Consider the following 26,120-nt stretch of genomic DNA (forward strand, 5'->3'; position numbering starts at 1 on the left):
TTATTCTACAGCACCTAGAATAAAATTTCGGATTTTTTCAGAATATTTCTCACAGGCGGCTAAAGCCGCTATTCGCTTTCATCCCCGGTCTAAAGACACGGGGTTTTCAGCGTTTAGATTTTGATAAGCATCCTTATCCCCAGCAAATGAATCGACAGAGATTTGGCGCTCTGGCATTGGCTTGAGAGGGGCTTTGATGGGACTGTGTTTGCAGTAGCAAATTACAACCATATCGAAATCCATGTCAACTGGGATATCTGGTGTGTAGGTTTCAACCCGTGTAACTTCCCAATCGCTTTGACGGTAATGGGTTGATGAATCTGGATAGTTAGGATCAACAAACTGATCAACTCGAATAAACTCTGGCGGACGGTATCCCGGTTCAGGCAGCGCCTTGTCGGAGCAGTCGTAATGCTCGAATAAAGTTTTCGTCAGAGAGCCAGAGTGAGCATATTTGCGCTCTTTCCATCCGGGTTGACGCTTTTCAGCACGAAATACAATCCATTTACGCATTAGTCTTGCTCCTGTTCGGTGTCGTAATAGGACGCAAGGAAATTCAGTTTTTCCTTCAAACACACAATCGACTTCAAGAATGGGGTTACCTGTTTCCTCAATATCAACCAATTGCCAGCCATATTTCTGTGCCATTTCCTCGCAGCAGTCCTGATCCGCTGCTGCATGGCGTGACTTGTTTTCGTCTTTGTCGTACCTGGGTTTTGCCATACTTAAGTTGCTCCTAGTTCCGTATAGTCGGACTTTGGAGAAGTGGTCTCGGCTGAGTGTGGCTGTAGTTGCCGGAGCGGATTCTAGATTTCTATTATACAGGTACCAGGCTGTATAGTAATTTATTGGATCTAATCTTCACATTCTAGCCTTTGGCTGGCTTCCTTTCAAGGTTTTTAACAGCGCTGCATAACTACTCCCGATTCCCGACTCCAAATTCTAACTTCTAACTTCTAACTTCTAACTTCTAACTTCCCGACTCCCGACTCCCGATTCCCGATTCCCCACTCCCGATTCCCACTGATCTTTTGCGGAATGTAATTATCAACTGGTGTATACCGTTAAAGAAACGAACATCGATTCACCAAAGGTTTCCATCGTGTCCACTCCAGTTGAACCATGCTCCCCCCAAACCCTCGCTGAGGCTAACCTGCAACCGAGGGGCAATGTTTATCCCAGTCCGATTACTTGGCGAGACCAGATTCTATACTTTCTGCTACCTGACCGATTCAGTGATGGGTTAGAAGCAGAACGGAAACAGTTTGACCGTAGTAATCCAAACCAATTTAAAGCCAAACATAAAGGTGACTGGATGAGCCAGGGAAAACGGTTTCAAGGGGGTACCCTCAAGGGAATCGAAAGTAAATTGGACTACTTGAAACAATTAGGTGTCACTACCCTTTGGATTGGTCCAGTTTGGCGACAACGGATTGAACTAGACACCTATCACGGCTACGGGATTCAAAATTTCCTAGAGGTTGACCCCCGATTTGGCAGCCGTCAGGATTTACGGGATTTAGTAGATGCTGCCCATGAGCGGGAAATGTATGTGATCTTAGACATCATTTATAACCACAGTGGGAATAACTTTTTCTACAAAGACGAGAATGATAATCCTCAGGCTACCCTTCCCTACCGTTTTGAACCCCCCTATCCATTTCATAGTTGGCGTTCTGGCACGGGTAAAGCAATTCCCAAAATCACTACAGAAATTGATGGGGTATGGCCTCAAGAATTTCAAAACATGGATTGGTACACTCGTGCTGGTCATATTAACGAATGGGGTGCAGACCCTTGGGAAGATAAACTGCATCCAGATCTAGAATTTCGCCGAGGGGATTTCTTTGATTTAAAAGACATTAATCTCGCTAAACCGGAAGTCTTAGCAGGGATTATTAAAGTCTATCAATACTGGATTGCCCTAAGTGACTGCGACGGATTTCGCATTGATACCGTTAAGCATATTCCTTGGCAAGTTTCCCGTAGTTTTTGTGGTGCTATCCGGGAATATGCGGAATCGATTGGTAAGGATAACATCCTACTGTTGGGAGAAGTAACGGATGGGGCTCATATGTCCCGCAACTACCTGGAAGTATTTGGTCGCAACTTGGATGCTGTGCTTGATATTGGGGAACCCACAAAGCGATTAGCACAGATGGTAAAAGGATTAACAGCGCCTAGGGAGTTTTTTGGTCAATTTGAGGATCATAATATCCTTGGTAGCCACCGGGAAACGGGACGGTATCATGTTTCGATCTTAGATGACCATGATATGGTTGGACGCGATCGCAAACATCGCTTTGCTGCTAATAACTCTATTCCCAGTAAATACCAGCAAATAGCCCATGCGGTAGGGGTGCAACTGACCACGTTGGGTATACCCTGTATCTATTACGGTACTGAACAAGCCTTTGATGGCACAGAAAACCGCCATGACCCTAGTGTTGAACCAATCAATGAGTATGGCAACATTTCCAATAGCGATCGCTATATTCGTGAATCGATGTTTGGGGGTAGCTTTGGAGCATTTGAAACCAGTGGCTGTCACTTCTTTGACTCAGACCATCCCACTTATCTCAGAATTTCTGCGATCGCAAACCTCCGGAATCGACAAGACCTGATTGGCAAAACCCTGCGTGGGGGCCGTCAATACCTCCGAGAAACCTCCTATCTCGGCAAACCTTTTGCTATTCCTGATGCTGGAGAATTAATTGCTTGGTCAAGGATTCTCTACAATCAAGAAATTCTGCTGGTTTTAAACACCCATGGCACTGAAAACCGGGGTGCATACATCACCATTGATGCCTCACTACACCCCCACGGCTCAACCCTTACTCTGCTCTACAACAGTTACTGGAGTAACTCTCAATTACGCCATCCACCCCAGAATCAAACCGTAATGGTTCAACATGACCAGGGTAGGGCAACGGTCAGGATTGACTTACCCCCTAGCGGCATGATGATTTTGGCCTAGGTATTCTACCTGAAAATTCTTAATTGTTATAACATTTTGCTGGCTTAAAGGGGTGAGGGGTTACCCCCCACATTTATTTTGCTATACTGAGATCAAGTAGATACACCCTGATGATCAAGAGAGTCACACGAACGGCTCTCTATTTTTTTTTGAGATAGCTGAAACGTTCTAATGGTGATTGAAGTCAAGGCTTTCAAGGGTTTCAAGTCAACTGGTGGTTGCTTTGGGAGTGCGTACGTTTTATCCCAATCATTAAGGTTCACCAAACTATTAAGTTTTGTAACATTTTGCTTTGGGAAAGGGATGAGGGGTTGCACCCCACATTTATCTTGCTATACTTAGATCAGTAGATGCACCCTGATGATCAAGAGAGTCACACCAACGGCTCTCTATTTTTTTTTGAGATGCCTTAACAGTTCTTTAAGTATTTGAATTGATAGGTTTTAAGCGGTGCATACCCTTCATCCCAATCATTAAGCCTCACCAAACTATTAAGTTTTGTAACATTTTGCCTTGGGAACGGGGTGAGGGGTTGCACCCCACATTTATCTTGCTATACTTAGATCAGTAGATGCACCCTGATGATCGAGAGAGTCACACCAACGGCTCTCTTATTTTTTTTTGAGATGTCTTAAGAGTTCTTTACATATTTGAAGTGATAGGTTTGAAGCAGTGCGTACCCTTCATCCCAATCATTAAGCCTCACCAAACTATTAAGTTTTGTAACATTTTGCTTTGGAAAAGGGGTGAGGGGTTGCACCCCACATTTATCTTGCTATACTTAGATCAGTAGATGCACCCTGATGATTAAGAGAGTCACACCAACGACTCTCTATTTTTTTTTGGCTATACTGTATTTGCTATCGTGCTTAGTGCTGGGTTCAAGTCGAGGAGTCGAAGCACAGACCAATTAATTAACACAACTTATCATGGAAGATCAGCAAATCTATCAGTCTGTTGCTAATTCTCTTAGGTCTGCTATCGGTCTGCTTGATTTGGAGCAAGACTCACCCTTGCGAAAGGATGTAATTGCCCTGTGCGACCATCTAGAAAATCCCACATTTCGGATTGCTGTCTTTGGTCCGTTTAATTATGGAAAATCCACCTTGCTCAATGCTTTGCTAGGAAAGCGGACTCTGCCCATTGGTCTAATTCCCACTACAGGGGCTGCGATTCATATCCGATATGGAGAAGAATTGCATACTCGAATTACCCTCACTGATGGCACAGAAATTAGTGAAAATAGCACAGAGGTCCTCAAGCGCTATGCTATCTTAGATGAGCAACGGTGTATGCGCTCTGATGTCGCTTCGGTAGAGGTTTACTGTCCCCATCCCTTCCTAAAAACTGGTGTAGAATTTCTGGATTTACCAGGAACAAATGACCGGGAAGCTCAGGATAAATTAGTGCGCGACCAACTGCTAACGGCAGATTTAGTAGTTCAAGTGCTGGATGGTCGCCAGTTGATGACCTTGGGTGAGCGGGAAAACCTGAGAGATTGGTTAATAGATAGAGGAATCAAGACTGTTGTTTTTGTGGTCAATTTCCTGAATTTATTGGAACCTGATCAGCAAAAAGAAGTCCAGACTAGGCTACGGTTTGTAGCGGAAAGTTTTCGGTCGGAATTACCGAATACCCTTAGTAACTTGTATCGAGTTGATGCCTTACCGGCTTTGAGAGCTAGACTAAAAGGATTATCTGATCAAGCACACACCACGGGATTGGCGATGTTTGAATCAGCACTGCAAAGTATGGTAGCTGCTCAACGGGAAAAGACAACGGTTCGTCTGGATCGTGTGGATGCGATCGCAACTCAAGTTAAAGCAGCACTACAGTCTAAAATCCAAGTCATCAACTCAGAATTAGAAAGTGCCAAAGAGAAGCATCAGGCTAAGCTTGAGCTACAACAAAAAGCCCAGAAATTGATTAAACAAGGATTCCAAGCCGCTGTTTCTGATTTCGAGAGTTGGCTCTATTTGCCCAAACTGTTAGAACGCTATCAATCGAAACTTGTGACAGCACTTCAGCAAGGGGAATTTAACCCTTGGCAAGCACAATTCCAACAAGACATTGATGGATATCAAGAAGCAATCCAGGAATGGGTTGATAAAGCTTGTGAGTTTTTTGAGCATCAGTCCCCTGGTAAGCTAATCATTTCCGTTCCCGATACTCCCCAAGTTATTATACCTGAGCCTCCCGACTCTTCCGAGGAGTTAAAGAAAGTTATCCCAATTGCTCTTTCTACTGGAATCCGTTTGGCTTTAAAAGGTAAAGTGGGCGCAGCTATGGCTGGAGGAGCTAGCTATATCCTCAGTAAAGGGGCAAAGAAAAATAAGTCAGATTCATCCGCTGACTCTTATGACCATCAAGTAGCCCAAGCCTTAAGTGATGCAGCTAAGGATTATCTGACTTGTTTCAGTAATGACGCTTTCTCCATGGTGCGTCAGTATCAAGCCAAGGCAGAGAAAGTGATTAGTTTGCCAACAAATCAACAACCACAGGATACCAGCAGCCAGATTTATCAGCTACAGTTATTAAATAGTGTTTTAGAGAAATTGAATTAAGAATTTATAATTAAGAATTTAGAATGAAGAATGTAGGGTGCGTTAGGGGCGGGCTCGCCCTAATTTTCCACTTCGAGGGCCAGTATTGAGATACCCCGCCCCGTAACGCACCACCAAGTATAAGTGCGTAGGGTGCGTTAGGGGCGGGCTCGCCCTAATTTTCCACTTCGAGGGCCAGTATTGAGATACCCCGCCCCGTAACGCACCACCAAGTATAAGTGCGTAGGGTGCGTTAGGGGCGGGCTCGCCCTAATTTTCCACTTCGAGGGCCAGTATTGAGATACCCCGCCCCGTAACGCACCACCAAGTATAAATGCGTAGGGTGCGTTAGGGGCGGGCTCGCCCTAATTTTCCACTTCGAGGGCCAGTATTGAGATACCCCGCCCCGTAACGCACCACCAAGTAGCATTTAGAATTTAGAATGAAGAATTTAGAATTTAGAATTTAGAATTTTCAAGCTTCTTATATCATGTCGGGATAATTACCCTTAATAAAAAATCTCCCCATCTCCCCATCTCCCCATCTCCCCATCTCCTCATCTCCCCATCTCCCCATCTCCCCATCTCCCCATCTCCCCATCTCCCCATCTCCCCATCTCCCCGCGCCCCCGCCCCTTAATTATGGGTATTCAACCAGACTTGATATTACGTCCGCTTACAAAAAATGTAGTAATATCATTCCAAATACCTTTGTCGGTGACTAAAGCATTAATTTCGGCCACGTAGTCAGCCTTAGCTTGTTCTAATTGTTTTGGCTCTAGTTGCTGCAATGGCCAACAAAGGGGATGTTTTAAGCTACCGTCCCAGTTGCCTTCTACGTCACTTATAGTAATGTAGCTGCCAAATTGCTCGCACTTAATTTTAATATCGTCAAAGCCTGCTGCTGTGAGCAACGAGTAGCATTTTTCTTCATCTCCTGTCACATCGCTAAATATCAATGAAACTCCGTACCTTTGGGCAACGTTCTGGAGAATAAAGCCAGTAGTAAAAGCAGTGTTGGCAAAGACACATAACCCAATTAAGCCTCCTGGTACCAGAAAACGTTTCCATAAGCGTAGATCCGCAGGAACGTTAGTCATTAAAGGCAGGGCTGAACAACATAACACTCTGTCGAAACTGTTGTTAGGAAAGTTTAAGGTCTCAGCATCAGCTTCGATTAGCTCAATATTAGTCAACCCTGCTGCGGAGATCTTGCGTTGAGCTTGATTGAGTAAACCCGTAGAAATATCTACTCCCACCACTCGACCATCCTCACCAACCCGTTTTGCTGCTTCAATAGCAACTAAGCCAGTTCCTGTAGCAATGTCCAAGATTTTTTGTCCAGGTCTGATATCAACATGTTCGATTAGAGAATTCGCAAGCCGAGGATGGAAATCCCCCTTATCGTAAGAATTACTCCTGTTATCATAGATAGTAGCAACTTCTTGTTTGAACTCACTTAGCTCAAGATTATTGCTCATCTGATTTTGTATCTTTATAGTTAATGTTAGCATAAGCTGTCAGCTGTCAGCCGTCAGCCTTGGCCGTTGGCCACGCTACGCGAATGACTGATAGCTGATAGCTGATAGCTGATAGCTGATAACTGATCTAGCGTTTATCGCAGTTATGAGGTACGCTTTTCAATCTCAAAGTCCCCCTTATTAAGGGGGATAATGGGGGATCAATTTGTACCTTATGGGATATAGAATTGCTATAGCTGATAACTGAGAGCTGATAGCTGATAACTGATAACTGAGAGCTGATAACTGAGAGCTGATAGCTGATAACTGAGAGCTGATAGCTGAGAGCTGATAGCTGATAGCTTATAGCTAATATCTTAATGCTTTTAATCACAAGAAGAATACTCAAGGGGCACAAAGTCTAACCCAGACTCATGGTTGGGACAAGGCACCACATGGACTAAGATTTGTGAGGGATTCTTACGATTACCGTTAGACGGTTCAAACTCAATTTTTCCGGTTACCCCCTCCGCACTAAAATCAGGACTTCTCAAGGTTTTCTGGATACCAATGCGTGTCGGATTGTTCTGTTTTTCGATAGCCGTAATCAACCCACGAGTTGCATCATAGGCTAAAGCAAACCAGGCAGTTAAGGAATTAAAAGATTTTCCCCATAAGGTTTGAGCATCTTGATTAACTTGTGGGTTAGCACTGTTTAGGTGATGCCAGGAAACAGACACCACAAGGTTCTCGAATAGATCGGGCTGTTTAAGTGCTAGTGTTTTTGACCTGGCGATTCCCGAGGAACCCACTATCACATTACCACCATTGTTTTCCTTGATCATATCAATAGCATTAGTGACAGCATTGGTGACTTGACCATCAGGATTTAAAACAATAGCTGTGTCCTGGGTTTTCCCAATTTCCTCTATTGCTTGCTTAGGGTTAAAGTTGGGCTTAGATATATCATAGTGTTCGATATCGACAAGTTCTCCTCCTTGGTTAGTAAACTCCTGTTTAAATTCTTGCCAGAACGAGTGAGTGAATGGACTGCGAGGATTATAAAAAACTGCCGCTTTTTGGTAACCAATGTCAACCAAATAATCAACCAAATATTGGGCTGAAATTTTAGCGGTAGGTACCGTCCGAAAGAAAAATTTTCTAGGGTGCTCTGTTAATTCTTCCGTTGTGGAGCCAGAGGAGATTAACACTAGCTTATTACTATTATAAATATCCACCGTTTCCATAGTCATATCACTAGCATAGTGACCAACTACCCCTAGGATATCCCGTTCCTTGACTATTGCTTTTGCCCTTTGGATCGCTTCTGAGGGGATATTGGCATCATCAGCAATAATAACTTTGAGACCCTTACCCTTGATTGATTTACCGTTTATAACATCCTTTCCTGGTAACTTTTCAATAAAGTTGTTAGGGAGTTTGTCATTATCCTGAAAAAGGTCTAAGTTAACTTCTATTTGAGCGTGAGCGATTCCTCGAATAATTTTTTGAGCTAGCTGCCGATTTTTGACAGAGCCATTGTTGTTCCTAACGATGGGCACCGCCACAGCAATGGTATAGTAATCGGATTTAGTAGCCTCTAAGAGGGCATTATTCAGATAAATTAACGTTTCTGGGTCTTTGTCTTCCTCTTGCCAGGATTTTAAAAATAAATCACCAGCTTTTTTATAGTTAGATTTTGTCCACCAACACCTCTGCCATCGTTGCCAAGTTTTTTGACTAAAAATGGCTAAATTATCTCTCCAGGAAGTCTGACATTCTGCTACAAATTCAACACCCCGTTGCTTGAAACGTGGAGCAGAGGTTGTATCCAGTATCTCTTCCCCAGAACTAATCTTATCTCCTAGTGGGTTAGGCTCTGTTGCAATTTTGTAAATTCCGTAAATGCCAAAGAGTGCAACAGTGGCTAAGGCTAATTTTATCCAAGGGTTTACTAAGGATCGTGACACTGGCCAACTCCAAGGTTGTGCTTTAGGATGGTGATAAATTACTGGTAACCAGGTGGCGTAGGGTAATTTTTTCTCTAATCGATTCTCTAGATAATGCAGTCTTTTGCGTGCTAGTTTAACTGCCTTCTGGAGAGACTTTCCTTGAGAAAATTCTTCCAGAAAGAACCTGAGAAAAGTCTGGGCAACTTCATCGGGCACTGGCTCTTTCATAATAATCGCTTGTGGCATTTGTAATTTAGCTAGAGCATTAGCTAAACCTAAGCCATCACAGCTATTAAATATAGCTAGCTTCAAGCCGTTTTTAATGGCTTGCTTGAGAGCTGGGATTAACTCATTAATGAGAATACTGTCTTCCTGATTAATATAAATTCGACCGGTTTCATCATTACATTCGCTATAACTATGACCAGCAAAAAACAGAATATCCCAGCCTTCTTTTTCCCAAAGTTTTTGGTCTAACTCCTCTCGTGTCGGTTCTACTAGAAAGCAAGAGGATGAGTCTAAGCTAGAGACTTGCTGCCAATAGTTGCGGTCGGTTTCGATATCAATTCCGTCACTGTTACCAAGAATGGCTAATAGTCTGACTCGATTTCTCAGTTTAGTTTCTGGAGTTGGCTGGTATTCCAAGGGAATTAAACTAAATTCAACGGAGTCATGATTATTTTCCCATACATCCCAGAGGTGCCATGGTAATCGTTGAAGCTGAGGATTATCGGTCTGAATCAATACCCGAGTATCGCGATGACGGCTTAACTCAGTTGTTAATTGATTTCTGATCTGGTCAAAGCCATCCGATCTAGAATTCAGCCATTGGTTAATAGTGTTCCTTAACTCGTCAACCAATTGCTCACAGGATTTAACCGAAGAGATGTACAGTCCTTTGGGAGTTAAGCGGGGGTTTCGGTAAAAATACTCTAAATTACGATATCCTTTCTGCCAATCGGTGTATAGTTGATAAATTTCGGGGTTTGGAGCCAACCGACTCATAATTTTTCCTTCAGCTGACTTGTCTGTTGTTCCCCATGTCAAAGTGACTCGAATTCCACTATCTAGGTCACCATCTAGTGTTAAAATAACTACTCTATTCATTGCCGTATTTTGGTAGATTGCCAGATCCAATAAGCTACAGGAGTCTGCTTGACTCTGATTGACTTACGAAAATTTGCATGTTGATGATTAGCGCTGTTACTCCCTCAGGATTTACTAGGAATTTTAATCCTAAGAATTGTCAGTCAAGCAGCGCTTTGAGTTATGGGGCTATGGGATTCAGGCAACTAGCATACTTTGTAGTATATGGACTATACCATATTTTTGATATTATCCAGAAATATTTAAACTATCTTCACATTTATTTGAACAAAATCGCGACGCATTCCCCCACCTGGCCTACGGCCACGCGGGGCGCGTTCGCAAAATCAAAACACGTTTTCATAAAACCTTATTTTTGGGCTGAATAGAAATATATGGGTAGATTCAGGTAACTAGCATTGTCAAGGAAAACACAAACAATGATGAACCTTCAACAAACCCAACTCTATCAACGCCTTCAGGCATTTTCTTTAGATGACCCTGATGCCAAATTTCCCTTTAGCAAGCGACTAGCTCGGGAAAATCAGTGGAGTCTTAACTACACTGAGCGGGTAATTGAAGAATACAAGAAATTTGCGTTTCTAGCAGTAGTAGCTGACCATTCCGTCTCCCCTTCTGACCCAGTAGATCAAGTGTGGCATCTACACTTAACCTATACCCATTCTTACTGGGGGGAATTTTGCCCAAACATTCTACAAACCCCCTTTCATCATCTGCCTAGTGGTGGTGGTGCCAGTGAAAAGTCTAAATTCGACGATTGGTACAGTAAAACCCTAGCCAGCTATCACTATTTCTTTGGGGAAGCGCCACCAGTAGATATTTGGGCACCTGCTGATCTTCATGTTAGTCAGGATGTCAATTTTGTGAGGGTAAACCCTCAGCAGCACTGGATTTTACCTAAAGTTAATTTGCCTAAAGTTAGTTTACCTAAGTTTAGTTTGCCTCAGCTTAGTTTAGACTCACTCCCCAACTTCAGCCTCAACCAATACGCGATTGTTTTCCTATTGTTCGTTTTGACAGTAACAATCACAGGTTGTGAGTCATTAGCCTTAGTCAATAGCGCAAACCCACTTAATTTTACAGGACCATTATTTCTCGGGTTTTATCTAGTTCTAGTAAGTGCTGCGGTAGTCTTGGCCTACGGTTTACGTTGGTATCTACTACAACCACCTTCCGATCCTGAGGGGAAATCCATCTCTCTCGATCCCTATGAGACAGCCTATTTAGTTGGAGGTAAAGAGCGAGCCATCGATACAGCCATCGTTAACCTTGTGCAGGAGCAACATTTACAACCTGTGCCTGAATACCGAGGGCTAGAATTAGTGAATCCTTTGGTTTACAAAAATGATCCCCTTGAGTTGAAAATTGACATTGGTGCTAGAACTGGTCAGACTATAACTCAAATTAGAGCATCCGCTGCATCCGCTACAGACCAAATACGCGATCGCTTAACCAATCTAAATCTCTTACTTACAGAAGACCAAGCCAAATTAGCCCAGCAATATCCCGCACTTCTTCTGTTTGCGGTCTTGCTCCTAGGAATCACCAAGATTATAGTAGGCATTTCGCGAGATAAGCCAGTCGGTTTCCTGATCATACTGTGCTTCATGACAGCAATCATGGGTTTGTTCTTTCTGGTTGAACCAGTAAACCGTAGTGGTTACGGCGATACTGTATTAGACAACCTAAGAGCTACCCATGGGATGCTACAAAACCCTAAAGACAATTCTCAACTAACCCTGGCATTTGCTCTATTTGGTACTACAGTTTTGAGCCAATATGGTCTAGAAGACTTGCGAAAAGTATTTAATCCTCCCAGCAATTCTGGTAATAGCAGTAGCAGTAGCAGTAGCAGTAGCAGTAGCAGTGGTTGCAGTAGCAGTGGCTGTGGTGGCAGTAGCTGCGGTGGTGGCAGTAGCTGCGGTGGCGGTAGCAGCTGTGGTGGTGGCTGCGGTGGTGGCTGTGGTGGCTGCGGTGGTTAAAGCGTTATAGCGGTTCCGGCGACTGTGAGGTACATCTCGATCAGCCCTACTAGGTCAAAGAAATTTGGTATGTACCTCATCCAACCACAGAATCGCTGTAGTTGATCGTTATCTTTGTGTTCTCCTATTCCCTATTCCCTGTGCCCAGCGTTATAATTTGCTTAAGTTTCATATTCATTTGACGCAATAGAAGCGAGTGGCTTGATCGTATTTAAAATCTGATCAGCCAGGGTTGCCTCCGCTAGTTCAAGCTCATAATGCTGCTGGAGGTTCAACCAAAATTGGGCAGTAGTACCGAAATATCTGGCCAGTCTCAGAGCCGTATCTGTAGTAATAGTTTTTTTGCCGTTTACGATGCCATTGATCCGTGTTACGGGTACATGGATATCCTGAGCCAGTTGATTCTCGCTGATGCCTAGTGGTTTGATAAATTCTTCTAGAAGAATTTCACCGGGAGTAATAGGGGTAAGTTTTGTAGTCATTAGTTTTTAGTAATTAGTGATAATCCACAATCTCAACGTCATAGGCATCTCCATTTTCCCACCTGAAACAGACTCGATGCTGGTCATTGATTCTAATGCTGTACTGACCCTGGCGATCACCCTTTAAAGCCTTTAGTCTATTACCTGGTGGAACCCGCAAGTCTTTTAGGTCATAGGCGGCATTAAGCATTTTAAGCTTCCTGAGAGCAGATGTTCGGAAATTTGCAAATCGAGAGACGCTGTAGTTTTTGAAAAGCCGTTCAGTATCTTTGCAGCGAAATGATTGTATCATCAATAGTATATTCCGTTTTCCGTTGTCCTGCAACATGGAATACAGGGTATCGCTGCAGTTGTCAACCCTCGAAGATGCAAATACTTTTTTCTCCTTAAGTCAGAGCAATTAACTATTACCCTGATCAGCCGCCCGTCCTATGACTACACTGGGTGCATCTCATATTTGTAAAAAAGTTGCGTAGGGTGTGTTAGGGAGGGCCTCATTGTCTTGATGCAATAGCGAGTGGGGGAAACCCCCAAGACCGCGCTGCATCGCTTTCCGATCAAGCGCCAGGGTTTAGACAGCCCGCCCCGTAACGCACCACCTTGTCAAACAACAAAAATGAGATGCACCCACTACACTCTTCCCTTTGAGCCGAAGTTCCTTATTAAAAACTTCAGCAATCCCAACCTTATTCTTGCTGTTTGTAATCACAAGAAGAATACTCAAGGGGCACAAACTCTAACCCATGCTCCTGGTTAGGACAAGGCACCACATGCACTAAGATTCGTGAGGGATTATTACGATTACCGTTAGAGGGTTCAAACTCAATTTTTCCCGTTACCCCATCAGCACTAAAATCAGGACTTCTCAAGGTTTTCTGCATACCAATACGTGTGGGATTCTTCTGTTTTTCGATAGCCGTAATCAACACACGAGTTGCATCATAGGCTAAAGCAGACCAGGCAGTTAAGGAATTAGATTTTCCCCATAAGGTTTGAGCATCTTGATTAACTTGCGGGTTAGCACTGTTTAGGTGATGCCAGGGCACAGACACCACAAGGTTCTCGAATAGATCGGGATTTTCAAGTGCTAGTGTTTTTGGCCTGGCTAGTCCCCAGGAACCCACTATCACATTACCACCATTGTTTTCCTTGATCATATCGATAGCATTAGTCAAAGCATTGGTGACTTGACCATCGGGAATTAAAACAATAGCTGTGTCCTGGGTTTGTCGGATTTCCTCTATGGCTTGCTTAGCATTAAAGTTCTGCTTAGATATATTATAGTGTTTGATATTGACGATTTCTCCTCCTTGCTTAGTAAACTGCTGTTTAAATTCCTGCCATAACGAGTGAGTAAATGGACTGCGAGGATTATAAAAACCAGCCGCTTTTTGGTGACCATTTTTAACAAAATAATTTGGTGTTGCTGATTATGGGTATGGTTCCGCCCCCCTAGCCCCCCAATTCTGGGGGGAACAAAACTCTTAAAGTCCATTCCGGTGCGCGCCTCGTGGCGAGTAAATCGCCCTTGGGTCGCACCGCAAAGTTGGGGGACCAACGGGGGCTTTAATAAAACCAGATAATCGCGCATTCATTCCTTAATTCAGCAACGCCTGGTTAACGGCGAATCACAATCAACCATCCTCCGTAATTCTTCGAGATCTCATACATTAGGCAAACCCGATTGCAAACATTGCTTTGCCACCATGTATATATAAGTTCTCAACTTACGACATCAGAAACTGGCCAAGGAAAGAATATTTAAGGCTTCTAGGATTTTGATGTCGTCATTTTATGTCATTGTCTTGATGCAGTCGCTCATGGCGCATGGATCTGTGTGGGTCGCGTGGGTGGACCTTGTAAGCCCCGTGGAAACCACGCCAGTTTCTTGCTAACCCCTATCATAACATTCCCGCAAGCAAAAAGGGGAAGGGAAAAGGCATATAAAAAAATCAAAAATTACAATCCCCAATTCCCAATTTAAAATTAATAATTACCAATTTAAACTAATTTTCTTTTCACTATTGGATATCTGGAGCAATCTAAACCATCGTCAACCTTATAAGTTTAGAACTATTAATTCTATGTTTACGTCAACTCTCGCCAAAGTTGGAGTAGTTTTTGCCACTGCTTCTGCTGTGATGCTAGGTTACACGTCCAACGCACAAGCTGAAATGTTGTTTGACCGGGGACTACCCACAGAAAATCTCAATAATGTTTCTGGAGCAAACCGCAGTAATCTCCGTTGGACTACAGATGCCCAGAACCAGGGCTTCTCTGGTGATGATTTCACTATCGGCAATGTAGAAGACACCTTTTTTATCGATACCATCCGCACTTGGATGGTACCTGGTTTGAGTATTGGTGACCCAGACAACTTGGGGGATTGGTTTGAGAGCTTGACTCTGTTGACAGGTCTTGCCGCTGAGGATGATATTTCTCCGTTGGCCAGTGCAACCTTAGACCCTAACAGTAACGTCACCAGCAACCCAGATATTACCATCACCCAAGTCCCTTACCTAGATGCTGCTGGCTCGATGTACGATAACTTTGGTGATTTCGTCAATATTTGGCAAGTGGATTTCAACAATCTCAACTGGACTATCGAAGGCGGTACCACCTATAACTTTGGGGTGCGGGGTGTTGGTCGTGAGATCCCTGATTTCGGTATTTTCTATCCCTGGTATAACCATGCTTCCAACGCAGCATTGAGTGGTTCCCCCCAGGATGGCGCTGACAATCGTTACTTGCAGTTTGATGCCTCAGGTGAGTTCCTTAATATCATCGATAGCAATGGTTTCGGCTGGGACAAGTCTTCGGATATTAATGTGCAGATTTTTGGCGAAGCGACTCCTAAGACTTCTGTACCGGAACCAGTTTCTGTATTAGCTTTACTGGCGTTTATTACCTTTTTAACCGCAAGTTCACCAAAGAAGCAATAGGAATCAACGTAACCATTCAGCCTGATCAGATCAGCTAACCTCAAAATAAATCCCCTACCGAGGTGAGGGGTAGGGGAGCAAGGTCTTGTCTTGAACGCAGACTGAGAGCTAGTAACTTGTGTCTAGAGCTTGGGTCTGGTAAGTTGTGTTTGGACAAAAACAGACTAAGCAATACTTTAATTACAATACTGTTTACTCTGTTTGTGTCGCCAAAATGGCTCCAATTAAAAAAAAAGGGAGTAGGGAGCAGGGAGTCGGGGAGTAGGGAAGTCGGAAGTGGGAAAAAATCCTGTGTACCTCGTTACTATGAGCACCGCTATAATCAGTGGGAATGAAAACAGATGCGTTCCCGTAGGGTCGGCTTTGCCGAATCCCATCCCCAAATCCCAATCATGGCGAAGCAGTACCCAAAACGCCCAAGCCAGAAGCAAATCAGCCCCCTGTAGAGCCGAGCGCATTATCTGAAGCATCACAGATAAAAGCAGCACCCGAAATGACCCAACCACCAGAAGAGATTCAACCGCCAAAAGAGTCGAGCCAGCAACAGCAATGGGTGGAAAGTCTAGCGCCAGACCTAGCTCAACTTTTGTCAGACGTGCGTTCGCGTAGCGTCGGCTTTGCCGAATCGCGTAGCGTGACCTACGGTCAATCGCCCTTATTTTGCTTGATACGGCAGAGATGAATGGTGCAGATTGATTTTCAGATCACCGTTTTCATCGCGAACATAACCAAAAGAGTATTCTACCTTGATCTCGCTACCGTCTGTTTTGGTGAAAAAATACTCACCCATCGACATGGCTGTATCGCAGTTGGTAATAATTCCTTCATTCTCAAAGCGCACTTTGTTATAGGGCGCAAGAGCAAAACCTTTATCTTCGCTGATGCTGCCGCCGACAAAATAAGACAAAGCCTCTTTCTCCGTGCCTCTGAACGGATCATCGCTGGCCAGTGTTGGTTTGAACAAAACCGTACCAAGATCATAAGCATAAAGCCTGTCAAGAGTACTTTGTGCTTCTGCTTCTGGGTTTTGTGCCTTGCCAATGGCGACAATGGCTTTGCCCCAGCTTTGCTGTGCAGCTAGAACATCGTTTTTTGTGAGAGGATTTTCGCATGGCGCAGCCTGTGCCCTTGGCGTACCACCAATGTTCGTGCAACCAGTCATTGTGGTTACTGTGGATAGGATTAAAAGTGCAGAGAAATATGGTTTCATGGTGATCTTTTTCTTTTATAAGACTAGGCGTAAATCTCAGTACAGGACAAAAGTTCCCAAGAGAGCAGCGTGGGCGTAGCGCAATCGGTGCTTTTGAATAAAATAAGCTGTTCGCGCAGCGTGAGCTTTAGCTCACGGCTGTTCCCTTAGCTTGGTCTACGGCCAACGCCTGACGGCACCTCAAGTAGCGATGCAGCGCGGTCTTGGGGAGGCAGTGCGGTCTTGGGGGTTTCCCCCATGAGCAACTGCCGTGGTTTCCCCCACTCGCGCTTTGCATCAAGACAGCGTGAGCTTTTGGCTCACACCTGTTCGCGCAGCGTGCGCGTAGCGCATATGCCGACGTTACAGATTTCGCGATCAAGTCGCTCAATCGAGATTCAGCTGTTGAACCGATTTCAACCCCGTAGCAATACCACAAATACTCTACCACCATTCCTCTCACATGATCCCAAATAATTGGGGTAAGTCGCTGATTTGAACTCTCCCCAACTTGAAACGTTTAGGATTTTTGGCTGATGGTGTGCAACCCTTGGCTAATCGCTGTTAGTTGACGACATTATAGCACAGCAACGAATGTATTTTACATTACATTTACAAATATTTACATTTAGGGGAAAATTGATATAATAGAACAGGTTGTGTACATGTGATCTAGATCAGGAGCAATATCTATCGGGAAATCAAAAGCTGTTCAGGATTGAGGCAAAACTGTGAGGTAATCATAACGTCTGGGAATTCTATTAGAAAGTCCTAGACAGATTGATCTGAGGTTTCTAAATCCGGAACCAACAGCTCAACTGTTGAAGTCAAGCATAGGCAAGACGCTTACCGTCCAAGCCTAAAGTCAGGATATCAGTCCTAAATTCAGAGCGGGGAACAGTTTCAGCTTGACTAGCTCAGCTGAGATATTCAACCTTGCCTGCCTATAGAAAACAACCTATCCACCAAAAGCAAAGCATCTACTGAGTTTTTCGGTATTGAGTAATTCTCACTACTGAACACTCAATCTACACTCACTATACTCACTACTCAATACTCCTCCAACGGATCGGTTTCGGGAGGGGTTTAGACTCGCTTTCTTGAAATTGTTACGGATATGCCTACGGAGTATACCTTATGAATATTACCATCATTGGTTGCGGTTATGTTGGCACAGCTCTAGCAAATTTTTGGCATCACCAGCAGGGTCACCAGGTGACAGCTACCACTACTACCCAAGAACGGGTAGCAAAGCTGAAAGAAGTTGCTTCACAGGTAGTAGTGATGAAAGGGGATGATCCCCAAGGGATGCAGTCGGCGCTTATCGATCAGGACACTATTGTGCTGAGTATTGCGCCGATCAGTAATAGGCAAGTTGATGCCAACCTCTACGAAGCCACCTACATCCCCACTGCCAGCAATTTGGTAACAGCTTTAGCAGATAATCCCAATGTGAAGCAGGTAATTTACCTAAGTAGTTGCGCCGTCTACGGTAACCAAGAGGGGGCATGGGTCGATGAAAATTCTCCTATCGTTCCAGCCAACGAACATGGTCGGGTTTTGTCTTTGACGGAACATATTTTATTAGGGGCAAGCAGTGACGATCGCAACGTCTGTATTCTGCGCCTTGGGGGGATTTATGGTCCCGGTCGTGAGTTAAGCAAGCGGTTTGAGCGACTGGCTGGCACGACGCTTCCTGGCAGTGGCGATAACTTTATCAATTGGATTCACCGAGACGACATTGTTCAGGCCGTGGAGTTTGCCCGACAAAATCGTTCCCAAGGTATCTACAACTTAGTTAATGACGTCAAACTCACGACGCGGGAGGTGACTGATGAAATATGCGATCGCTACAATCTCCCCAAAGTGTTATGGGATTCCTCACAACCTAACTTCCGAACCAATAACGCCCGTGTCCATAATCAGAAGCTTAAAGTTGCTGGTTATGAGTTGATTCATGCCGAAACCTTGATTTAAACACAACAGTTGCGTAAGGTGCGTTAGGGGCGGTTGAGCCCTGATTTTCCGACTCTTCGCGCCTTGTTGAAACAGCCCGCCCCGTAACGCACCATCAGGTCAAACTGTCTTTCCCAATTCCCGATTCCCGATTCCCGATTCCCGATTCCCGATTCCCTACTCCCAAGCCCTATATCTCTCCTCAAAGTATTTTTTATAACAACTTTATTCGTTTCAAGATTTAGTAAATTTTGAGTTAAGTAGCTCAATTAGTTCGGATTGATATGTAATACTGTTTTTGGTAAATAAATCAGCCATCAATTTTAACTAGTTGATTGTTCCAATAACTAGCAATTTAAAGTAGCAAAAGAAAAGACAGCCAGGCTCAGTTGAGCACTTAATATTTAGTATGTTAAGTTGAGACATTCTACTAGCAGTGCTATAAAAATGTATGCAGCAATCTAGCATGCTAGCGCAGTAATTTGGATAATAGCTTGGTGTTGAAAAACCTATATTAGCAAAGGTAATAAGAGGCTCCAATTAGTTTTTGGTGCCAATAAAAATTAGCATTAGCTTTCATGATCGATTTGATTTTGCTAGATCGTCTTGACTGTTGATTAACTACAGAATTATTCAGGGGTCTGTCAACAAAAAAGGGTGCATCTCATTTTTTGTGTTTGACCCGGTGGGTGGAACGGGCATCTTGCCCGTTACAATCGGGCGAACTTTCCCAAGGCTGGCTACGAGGCTGAAAATGACAGCTAGCCCCCCTAACGCACCCTACGCAGAGGATTAGAACTATTGTCCCAGAAAAAGTAGCTTGTTGACTTTGAACAAATTAGATAAACATTATGAGTATTCCCAACGATCAATTCTGGAATCAAACCGTATTTCCTTCCGGAGTCGATAACGCCCATGACTACTTTGGCACTAGCTTAATTGGAGGGGATTTTAATGGTGATGGTCGGGGCGACTTGGCTATAGGCACACCCAACGAAGATGTTGGTGGGGACATTAACACAGGTAAAGTCAATGTCCTACAAGGATCTTCAACAGGCTTAACTAGCTTTGGTAGCCAATTGTGGAACCAGGACAATCTTGCTGGCAGTTCAACTGAAGCTTACGATCGCTTCGGAGATACCCTGATCTCAGGGGACTTTAATGGGGATGGTTACGATGACTTAGCTGTAGGCACACCTTACGAAGATTTGGGATCGACTACAAATACTGGCATAGTTAACATTATCAATGGTTCCTATTTCGGTCTGACCAGCACTGGTAACCAATATTTCACCCAGACTGCCTTTCCTCAGGGGGGTGATGAAGCCTATGACCGCTTTGGTAGCAGCTTGGCTGCGGGAGATTTTGATGGGGATGGCTATGATGACCTGGCTATCGGTACTCCCTATGAAGATTATGATGGAAAAAGCAACACAGGTAAAGTTAATACCCTCTATGGTTCTGCAACCGGCTTAACTAGCACTGGTAATCAACTCTGGTTACAAAGTGCGTTTAGTGGGGGTTTCAATAACGAAGGTGACCTTTTTGGTAGCAGTTTGGCTGCGGGAGATTTTGACGGGGATGGCTATGATGACCTGGCGATCGGTGCTCCTTTTGAAAATTATGATGGAAACACTAACACAGGTAAAGTTAATACTCTCTATGGTTCTGCAACCGGCTTAACTAGCACTGGTAATCAACTCTGGTTACAAAGTGCGTTTAGTGGGGGTTTCAATAACGAAGGTGACCTTTTTGGTAGCAGTTTGGCTGCGGGAGATTTTGACGGGGATGGCTATGATGACTTGGCTATCGGTACTCCTTTTGAAAATTATGATGGAAACACTAACACAGGTAAAGTTAATACTCTCTATGGTTCTGCAACCGGCTTAACTACCACTGGTAATCAACTCTGGACTCAAGACGATTTGATTGACAGCAACCCTGAAAGATCTGACCGCTTCGGAACTACCTTAGCTGTGGGCGACTTTAACAACGACGGTTACGATGACTTAGCAGTGGGAAGTCCCAATGAAAATATCGATTCAATCACAGATGCTGGGGCTGTAAACATTATCTACGGTTCCGTCTTTGGCTTGACTACTACTGGCAACCAGTTCTGGAGCCAAGATAGTTTTGGCGTTAACGATATAGCTGAGGAGTACGATTACTTTGGATCTAGCTTAGGGGTGCAGGACTTCAATGGGGACGGCTACGATGACTTAGCCATAGGAGTTCCTGGTGAAGACCTCGGAGGTATTATTGATTCTGGTGCTACTCAAATCCTCTATGGCTCAGTCAGCGGTCTAGTTGTAGAGAGTAGCTTGTTGATATAACTAGGGAACAGGGAACAGGGAACAGGGAACAGGGAACAAGCAAAAAATCCTGTGTACCTGATTAGACTCAAAAAAGCTATACTCCCTACTCCCTACTCCCTACTCCCTACTCCCTACTCCCTACTCCCTACTCCCCATTCAACATTTCTGGTAAAATCCCATCACACAATTTGCGATCGCTTTCACTCAAGGTGGGATTATGCTTCAAATAGTCCGTGATCCAATAGCACCCCTTCACTAATAAATCCTTTAAATCAGAGGTTAAATCACAGGTAGTTGTATGACTCCCCCTGGTAACTATCCCCTGTCCAGGTTTTACACCTAGGACTGTACTCCCATTAATCGGTCCGCCAACGGTTTTGATTTCTGTACCATCGATATTCCAGATTTTAGCAGTACCATCTTCACTGACCGATACCAAAGTTTCACCATCAGCCAGGAAACAGGCATTGCACACAGGAGCAAGATGTCCTTTTAAGGTTTTGAGTTCCTTACCATCACGAGTCCAAAGCTTTACTGTTCTATCAGCACTAACTGAAGCAATAATTTGACTGTCTGGACTAAAAACAACACCTCTAACTCCTGCTTGATGTCCTTGTAAGGTAGTGATCAGTTTACCATCCAAACTCCATAGTTTCACTGTTTTATCAGCACTAGCGGAAGCCATAATTTCACCATCCCCACTGAATCTCAAACAGACAATTTTTAGACTATGGGCTGGAATTGTATCGATTAAGCTACCATCAAGATGCCAACGTTTAATGGTTTTATCTTCTCCAGCGGAAGCCAGCATCTGACCATCCTGACTGAATCTAATGGTAAGGATTTTAGCAATATGGCCGTTGAGAGTATTTAGGAGTACTCCGTGATCCTGTCCATACTTATGATCAATCCCCCACAGCTTGATGATTCTGTCATTACCCGCAGAGGCCAGGATTTTACCATCAGGACTAAAACTTAGACTCCTGATACTCCGAGCATGAGCTGGAAAGGTTTGCAGTAAGGCTCCATTAAGATGCCAAATTTTAATAATACCATCCACACTAGCAGTGGCTAATAGTTTTGCTTTAGGACTAAAACTGACACTCCTGACACTAGCTTCATGTCCTGAAAATGTTCTGAGTAATGTGCCGTCTAGACTCCATAGTTTTACTGTTTTATCTTCACTAGCTGAAGCATACTGCTGACCGGTAGAATTAAAACAAAAGCCGATAAGTTTACCAGTATGGCTTTGCTGAGTATTGAGTCCAATGCCCTTGAGACTCCAAAGTCTGATAGTTTTATCTACACTAGCAGAAGCCAGTAGCCGTCCATCGGGGCTGAAACTTACCCCACACACAGACCCTTTGTGTCCTCGTAAGGTCTTGAGCTTAATGCCATCAAGGTTATAAAGTCGAATTCGATTATCTTTACTGGCTAGTGCTAACATTTGACCATCGGGACTAAATCTAACCCGATACACTGGCAAGCCATAATTATCGATGGAGTTGAGTTCTTTGCCATCTATATTCCAGAGTTTAACGGTACCGTCCGAACTCCCGGAAGCCAGCATCCGACCATCTGGACTAAAGCAGACACTCCAGACACCCCTTGCATGACGATTGAAAATTTTGGGCCAACTACTGTCTAAATTCCAGAGTTTGATAGTGCCATCTTCACTAGCGATCGCAAGGGATTTACCATCAGGACTAAAACTAATCCCAAAGTTAGCAGGACCAAACCTGGTCAGGGTTTTAATCCGAGTACCATTAGGATGCCAGAGCTGGATGGTGCCATCCTTACTAGCAGCAGCAATGGTGTGACCATCGGGACTAAAACTAATGTTGAAAACTTGGTTTTTATGACCTCTGAGAGTTTTCAGTAACTTGCCATCCCGTTGCCAGAGTTTGATCGTGCCATCAGCACTGGCAGAGGCAAACATTTCACCATTGGGACTAAAGTTAATGCTAAACACTTGCTCCTTGTGACCCCGACAGCTTGCCAAGGCTTTGCCATCAATTCCCCAAATCTTGATAGTGCCATCTTCACTAGCAGAAGTAATTAGTTTACCATCAGGACTTAAACAAACACCAAATACTCCCGCATCATGTCCTTCCAAACGATTGCACTCTTGCAAGTTATTGATAATTTCCTGAAGCTGATTCACTTGTTGCTGTTTAATCTCACGAGTAACCTCTGTGGTGAGTAATCGTTTACCAGCTTTTACACTAGCGACCAATGCTCCTAACTGGTCGTGGGAAGACAGTAGAGCTTGAGACAGAGAACTCAGGGCTTTAATTTCTGCAATTTCTGCTCGTCTTCGTTCCTTTTGTTCTTGATGGAGTGCTTGCTTTAGTTCTTCTTTGGTGAGTTTTAACTCGGCTAGGATTTGAGGCTCTTGTCCTTGGCGAATAAATGATACTAAATAATCATGAACTAACTGATAACGATCAGCGGGGTATTCTGGCACTTCAAATACTAAGCCAGACCCCACTAATACCTCCAGTACTAAATCCAGTTGCTCCTCGTCTAAGTCCAAATCTTCCGCTAATTCGGCCTGAGTTTTTAGGGGTCGCATCCCGTGTTCATCGGTCAGCAAATACAAAACTAGTTTAGTGATTCGTTCCTGCTCTTCACCACAGTCTTTAATCGCTGTTTCTAGGTATCGTTCAACCAGTTTTTCCTTAGGCCCTTTGGCTAGATAATCTGCTAAGGTGGTAATTTTTTCCGCTTGGAGCTGAGCTCCTACCACTTGCAACTCAATGGGGAGCACCTCATTGGTATCTCCTGCTAAATCCTTGACTAAGGCATCGGTTAGGGTTGGCTCTAGAGAAAAGGCCGTGTGTTCAGTTAAGCTTTCAATAACTGATTGAGCTTCCTCTGGAGAAAAGTTACCGAGATAGTAAAGAATCGTTTTATCTAAAATATTGTTGTTAATGACATCTAAGTTAATTAGACGGTTACACTCTAACAAATAATGAATGTCATCTTCTCGAAGGGATAAAATAATTTTAACATAGGGAATATTCAAACAGCTCTTCATGAACTCATATAAAACCATCCGGTCTTTTCTGTCTTTGGCAGCGAAGAAAAACTCTTCAAATTGGTCAAAGACTAAAACCACTAGGATATTGTCTTCTGATATTTTCCAGAATGTATTGAGAATTGCTGCTGTTGTTTCTAGAGTATTATCCTGATACTTAATTAGGTTTTTTTCGGTCAGAGACTTGGCTAACGCTTTTCCAAATTCGGGAATCCAATCGGTATAAATTTGCTGGAAAACCGTTAACACCTCACGGGAGCCAATGGTTTTTTGTTTCAAGGTGGGAATTAACCCAGCTTGGACAAGGGAACTTTTTCCTACTCCGGATTGACCATAAATTACGGTGAGTTTATGGTCACTACGACTCATACGTTGCATTAAGCGATTGACATCCCCTTGTCTACCAGAAGCCGCAATGGCTGGGGTGACAGAATTGTGGTAGTCTAGATCTGGTAATGCTGGGTTAGTTACCTGTTGTTTAGGCTGCAATCGACCAGCACCAATAAAGGCTCGAAAATTGTACTGCTGCTCAATGGAGCGTCGTTCTTGTTTAACCCGAAAAGCCGTCAAATAGTTACCTTGTTGGCAGTAGCACTGGCGCAATTCTTCTAAAATCCGAATGTAAAGCTCTGGATCGTACTGGGGTTTGGTTCTGGCTTTAGCCGTTTCCAGAGTTGTCAGACTGTCTTGGATTTTATCTTGGTGCTGTTGCTGTTGCGATCGCGCAGCCCCACGATGCGATCGCGCTAGAGACAATAAATACCAACCTTGGTGAAATGACCGCTCCCAATCACAATCGGTTTCGAGTGAGCATGAGGTTGGTGTACAGAATTCACACAATGCCTGTTCTAAGATTAACAGAGCCTGTTGGGCTAACTGTTGCGCGTTAGTCCAATCAGATTTCCATAAGGCGACTTCTGCTAAAAAGCCATAGGCTCGCGCTAGTCTAAACGGATAACCATAGGTTTGATGGAGAGTCAAGGCTGTGTTAGCAACCGCTTCCAACTCATCCCACTGTCCCAGTCGTTGCAGTACCTCTGCCCAAGGATTAATAAACTTGGCAACTAAGTCTGGTCGCTCAGCCTGTTCAAAGACCTTAATACATTGCTGATAATACTCTGCGGCATGACCACAAGCGACTTGATGCTCAGCCCGATGTCTCTCAGCATAGGTACGCCACCATAATCCTAAATAGTACAGTAAGCATCCAACCCGCTCTGATGAGGAGGTCAATGGTTGGGGTTTTTCCTCGGTTGCCCTGGCTTCTGGCTCAATCTGCTGCCATTGGGCTAAACTACGCTGATAATGTTCCAGAGACTCTTGTGATGATCCATCAGCGGCACGACCTAAGACAAATTCTAAGCTAGCTTCTAAGGGTGGGTCTAATCTGACGTTACGATGGTTTAGCTCATTCTGGGCTGACTTTAACTCGGTGCGGCGAGTCGAACCAATGCCCAAATTCAGGTCATCATTGTCTAGAAATCTGCCAGCACCAGAGTTTAATACTTTGCCATAGACCTGATTGACGGTTTGCTCGATAAAATCAATTAACTCATCCGTTGCCATCTCAAAGCCAATGGGAGTAGCAGCCCAACTGGTGAAATCTGGTGCTACTCGCCTCAGCTTGTGTTGGACCTGATCGGTTACCCATAACACCAGGGGGAAGGGGAAGGTTTTGCGAAATTCATCCCGTGCATTATTGGTAGAAACCAATAGCCGATCAATATCCCTAACTAATTCCAAATTGTGAACAATAAGGGCATCGGGTAGTTCTGAAGTAAGTTCCCCTTGAACATTGCTATAGAGGTTTGTAGCCGATGAGGCTAAAGCCCTGGAGTGAAACTTAATCTGGTAGTGTTCTGTCAGTTGTTGTGTTAATCGCTGCCGCAATGATTGATAATTACAACGGGCTAAAATCAGAGAAAATTGTCCCTTAGAAAATGCGATCGCCCGTGCTAGCATTCTTAATGATTCATTGTTATTGCCATTGAAATCTTTGGGTTGGAGGGTCATATTTATTCCAACTGTTGTGCATCTGCCAAAATCGGATTTACGCCCTGACTATCCCCTCTGCTGACTTGGTAATGAAACGTAAACCGATTGCGTAGAGCCATGGAGCGCGTTCATGGGGGATTTCTACCATTATTGACTACTGGAAACCATTAGGGTTTCCACC

16 protein-coding genes and 1 pseudogene are annotated in these 26,120 nt (G+C 44.0%); 7 read left to right on the plus strand and 10 right to left on the minus strand.

All coding sequences use genetic code 11. The features are described from left to right. Nucleotides 1–78: 78 nt before the first annotated feature. Nucleotides 79–723: a hypothetical protein gene (locus tag F6J99_RS13800; protein ID WP_365973292.1), complete on the minus strand. Its 645-nt coding sequence runs from the start codon at nucleotides 721–723 to the stop codon at nucleotides 79–81. 379 nt (nucleotides 724–1,102) lie between these two features. On the opposite strand from F6J99_RS13800, the gene F6J99_RS13810 reads away from it, so the two are divergent. Both F6J99_RS13810 and F6J99_RS13815 read left to right on the plus strand, forming a co-directional pair. After that, nucleotides 1,103–2,977 carry an alpha-amylase family glycosyl hydrolase gene (locus tag F6J99_RS13810; protein WP_293113414.1) on the plus strand — a complete coding sequence of 625 codons (1,875 nt, stop codon included), beginning with the start codon at nucleotides 1,103–1,105 and terminating at the stop codon, nucleotides 2,975–2,977. Between the two features lie 929 nt (nucleotides 2,978–3,906). Then, on the plus strand, nucleotides 3,907–5,541 hold the full coding sequence (locus tag F6J99_RS13815; RefSeq protein WP_293113415.1) for a dynamin family protein: 1,635 nt from the start codon (nucleotides 3,907–3,909) through the stop codon (nucleotides 5,539–5,541). A 628-nt stretch (nucleotides 5,542–6,169) separates the two neighbouring features. Here the strand turns inward: F6J99_RS13815 and F6J99_RS13820 are convergent. After that, nucleotides 6,170–7,000 carry a methyltransferase domain-containing protein gene (locus F6J99_RS13820; protein WP_293113416.1) on the minus strand — a complete coding sequence of 277 codons (831 nt, stop codon included), beginning with the start codon at nucleotides 6,998–7,000 and terminating at the stop codon, nucleotides 6,170–6,172. Nucleotides 7,001–7,365: 365 nt separating this feature from the next. Then, a complete protein-coding gene (locus F6J99_RS13825; RefSeq protein WP_293113417.1) occupies nucleotides 7,366–10,038 on the minus strand; it encodes an ABC transporter substrate-binding protein in 2,673 nt (890 codons plus the stop codon). 419 nt (nucleotides 10,039–10,457) lie between these two features. Between F6J99_RS13825 and F6J99_RS13830 the strand changes: the two genes are divergently transcribed. Next, complete coding sequence (locus tag F6J99_RS13830) at nucleotides 10,458–12,020, plus strand: TIGR04222 domain-containing membrane protein (RefSeq protein WP_293113418.1); 1,563 nt, start codon at nucleotides 10,458–10,460, stop codon at nucleotides 12,018–12,020. 161 nt (nucleotides 12,021–12,181) lie between these two features. On the opposite strand, the gene F6J99_RS13835 is transcribed toward F6J99_RS13830, so the two are convergent. The 3 genes and pseudogenes from F6J99_RS13835 to F6J99_RS13845 form a co-directional block, all read right to left on the minus strand. Further along, nucleotides 12,182–12,502 carry a HigA family addiction module antitoxin gene (locus F6J99_RS13835; RefSeq protein ID WP_293075021.1) on the minus strand — a complete coding sequence of 107 codons (321 nt, stop codon included), beginning with the start codon at nucleotides 12,500–12,502 and terminating at the stop codon, nucleotides 12,182–12,184. A 13-nt stretch (nucleotides 12,503–12,515) separates the two neighbouring features. Then, the gene (locus F6J99_RS13840) at nucleotides 12,516–12,794 is read right to left on the minus strand and encodes a type II toxin-antitoxin system RelE/ParE family toxin (protein ID WP_293075024.1); all 279 of its coding nucleotides are present in this window, start codon (nucleotides 12,792–12,794) and stop codon (nucleotides 12,516–12,518) included. Between the two features lie 394 nt (nucleotides 12,795–13,188). Continuing rightward, a pseudogene (locus tag F6J99_RS13845) lies at nucleotides 13,189–13,860 on the minus strand (ABC transporter substrate-binding protein); the annotation flags it as partial. A gap of 726 nt (nucleotides 13,861–14,586) precedes the next feature. Between F6J99_RS13845 and F6J99_RS13850 the strand changes: the two are divergent. Continuing rightward, nucleotides 14,587–15,444 (plus strand): hypothetical protein, encoded by an 858-nt coding sequence (locus F6J99_RS13850; RefSeq protein WP_293113419.1) that lies wholly within the window; start codon nucleotides 14,587–14,589, stop codon nucleotides 15,442–15,444. A gap of 224 nt (nucleotides 15,445–15,668) precedes the next feature. Here F6J99_RS13850 and F6J99_RS13855 read toward each other — a convergent pair whose 3' ends face one another. Beyond that, nucleotides 15,669–15,902, minus strand: a complete 234-nt coding sequence (locus F6J99_RS13855) for a hypothetical protein (protein WP_293113420.1) — start codon at nucleotides 15,900–15,902, stop codon at nucleotides 15,669–15,671. Nucleotides 15,903–15,937: 35 nt separating this feature from the next. On the opposite strand from F6J99_RS13855, the gene F6J99_RS13860 reads away from it, so the two are divergent. Continuing rightward, nucleotides 15,938–16,126: a hypothetical protein gene (locus F6J99_RS13860; protein ID WP_293113421.1), complete on the plus strand. Its 189-nt coding sequence runs from the start codon at nucleotides 15,938–15,940 to the stop codon at nucleotides 16,124–16,126. Here F6J99_RS13860 and F6J99_RS13865 read toward each other — a convergent pair. After that, on the minus strand, nucleotides 16,100–16,654 hold the full coding sequence (locus F6J99_RS13865; RefSeq protein ID WP_293113422.1) for a hypothetical protein: 555 nt from the start codon (nucleotides 16,652–16,654) through the stop codon (nucleotides 16,100–16,102). The two genes, F6J99_RS13860 and F6J99_RS13865, sit on opposite strands and share 27 nt — an antisense overlap. Before the next feature lie 1,116 nt (nucleotides 16,655–17,770). On the opposite strand from F6J99_RS13865, the gene F6J99_RS13870 reads away from it, so the two are divergent. Next, nucleotides 17,771–18,610, plus strand: coding sequence for an SDR family oxidoreductase (locus F6J99_RS13870; RefSeq protein ID WP_293113423.1), 840 nt, complete (start codon nucleotides 17,771–17,773; stop codon nucleotides 18,608–18,610). Nucleotides 18,611–18,633: 23 nt separating this feature from the next. Here the strand turns inward: F6J99_RS13870 and F6J99_RS13875 are convergent, their stop codons facing one another. Continuing rightward, nucleotides 18,634–18,795, minus strand: coding sequence for a hypothetical protein (locus tag F6J99_RS13875; RefSeq protein ID WP_293113424.1), 162 nt, complete (start codon nucleotides 18,793–18,795; stop codon nucleotides 18,634–18,636). Between the two features lie 645 nt (nucleotides 18,796–19,440). On the opposite strand from F6J99_RS13875, the gene F6J99_RS13880 reads away from it, so the two are divergent. Further along, nucleotides 19,441–20,922 carry an FG-GAP-like repeat-containing protein gene (locus F6J99_RS13880; protein WP_293113425.1) on the plus strand — a complete coding sequence of 494 codons (1,482 nt, stop codon included), beginning with the start codon at nucleotides 19,441–19,443 and terminating at the stop codon, nucleotides 20,920–20,922. Between the two features lie 127 nt (nucleotides 20,923–21,049). Here F6J99_RS13880 and F6J99_RS13885 read toward each other — a convergent pair whose 3' ends face one another. Further along, on the minus strand, nucleotides 21,050–25,957 hold the full coding sequence (locus F6J99_RS13885; protein WP_293113426.1) for a hypothetical protein: 4,908 nt from the start codon (nucleotides 25,955–25,957) through the stop codon (nucleotides 21,050–21,052). Nucleotides 25,958–26,120: the final 163 nt, after the last annotated feature.

The sequence above is a fragment of the Moorena sp. SIO4G3 genome (assembly GCF_010692305.1).
GTDB classification, from domain to species: Bacteria; Cyanobacteriota; Cyanobacteriia; order Cyanobacteriales; family Coleofasciculaceae; genus Moorena; species Moorena producens_A.

Coding starts and splice junctions, on each gene's coding strand:
- F6J99_RS13820 (WP_293113416.1), bottom strand. CDS start 7,000: ATGAGCAATAATCTTGAGCTAAGTGAGTTCAAACAAGAAGTTGCTACT.
- F6J99_RS13840 (WP_293075024.1), bottom strand. CDS start 12,794: ATGATACAATCATTTCGCTGCAAAGATACTGAACGGCTTTTCAAAAAC.
- F6J99_RS13865 (WP_293113422.1), bottom strand. CDS start 16,654: ATGAAACCATATTTCTCTGCACTTTTAATCCTATCCACAGTAACCACA.
- F6J99_RS13835 (WP_293075021.1), bottom strand. CDS start 12,502: ATGACTACAAAACTTACCCCTATTACTCCCGGTGAAATTCTTCTAGAA.
- F6J99_RS13855 (WP_293113420.1), bottom strand. CDS start 15,902: ATGCGCTCGGCTCTACAGGGGGCTGATTTGCTTCTGGCTTGGGCGTTT.
- F6J99_RS13860 (WP_293113421.1), top strand. CDS start 15,938: ATGACCCAACCACCAGAAGAGATTCAACCGCCAAAAGAGTCGAGCCAG.
- F6J99_RS13880 (WP_293113425.1), top strand. CDS start 19,441: ATGAGTATTCCCAACGATCAATTCTGGAATCAAACCGTATTTCCTTCC.
- F6J99_RS13815 (WP_293113415.1), top strand. CDS start 3,907: ATGGAAGATCAGCAAATCTATCAGTCTGTTGCTAATTCTCTTAGGTCT.
- F6J99_RS13830 (WP_293113418.1), top strand. CDS start 10,458: ATGATGAACCTTCAACAAACCCAACTCTATCAACGCCTTCAGGCATTT.
- F6J99_RS13800 (WP_365973292.1), bottom strand. CDS start 723: ATGGCAAAACCCAGGTACGACAAAGACGAAAACAAGTCACGCCATGCA.
- F6J99_RS13885 (WP_293113426.1), bottom strand. CDS start 25,957: ATGACCCTCCAACCCAAAGATTTCAATGGCAATAACAATGAATCATTA.
- F6J99_RS13870 (WP_293113423.1), top strand. CDS start 17,771: ATGAATATTACCATCATTGGTTGCGGTTATGTTGGCACAGCTCTAGCA.
- F6J99_RS13825 (WP_293113417.1), bottom strand. CDS start 10,038: ATGAATAGAGTAGTTATTTTAACACTAGATGGTGACCTAGATAGTGGA.
- F6J99_RS13850 (WP_293113419.1), top strand. CDS start 14,587: ATGTTTACGTCAACTCTCGCCAAAGTTGGAGTAGTTTTTGCCACTGCT.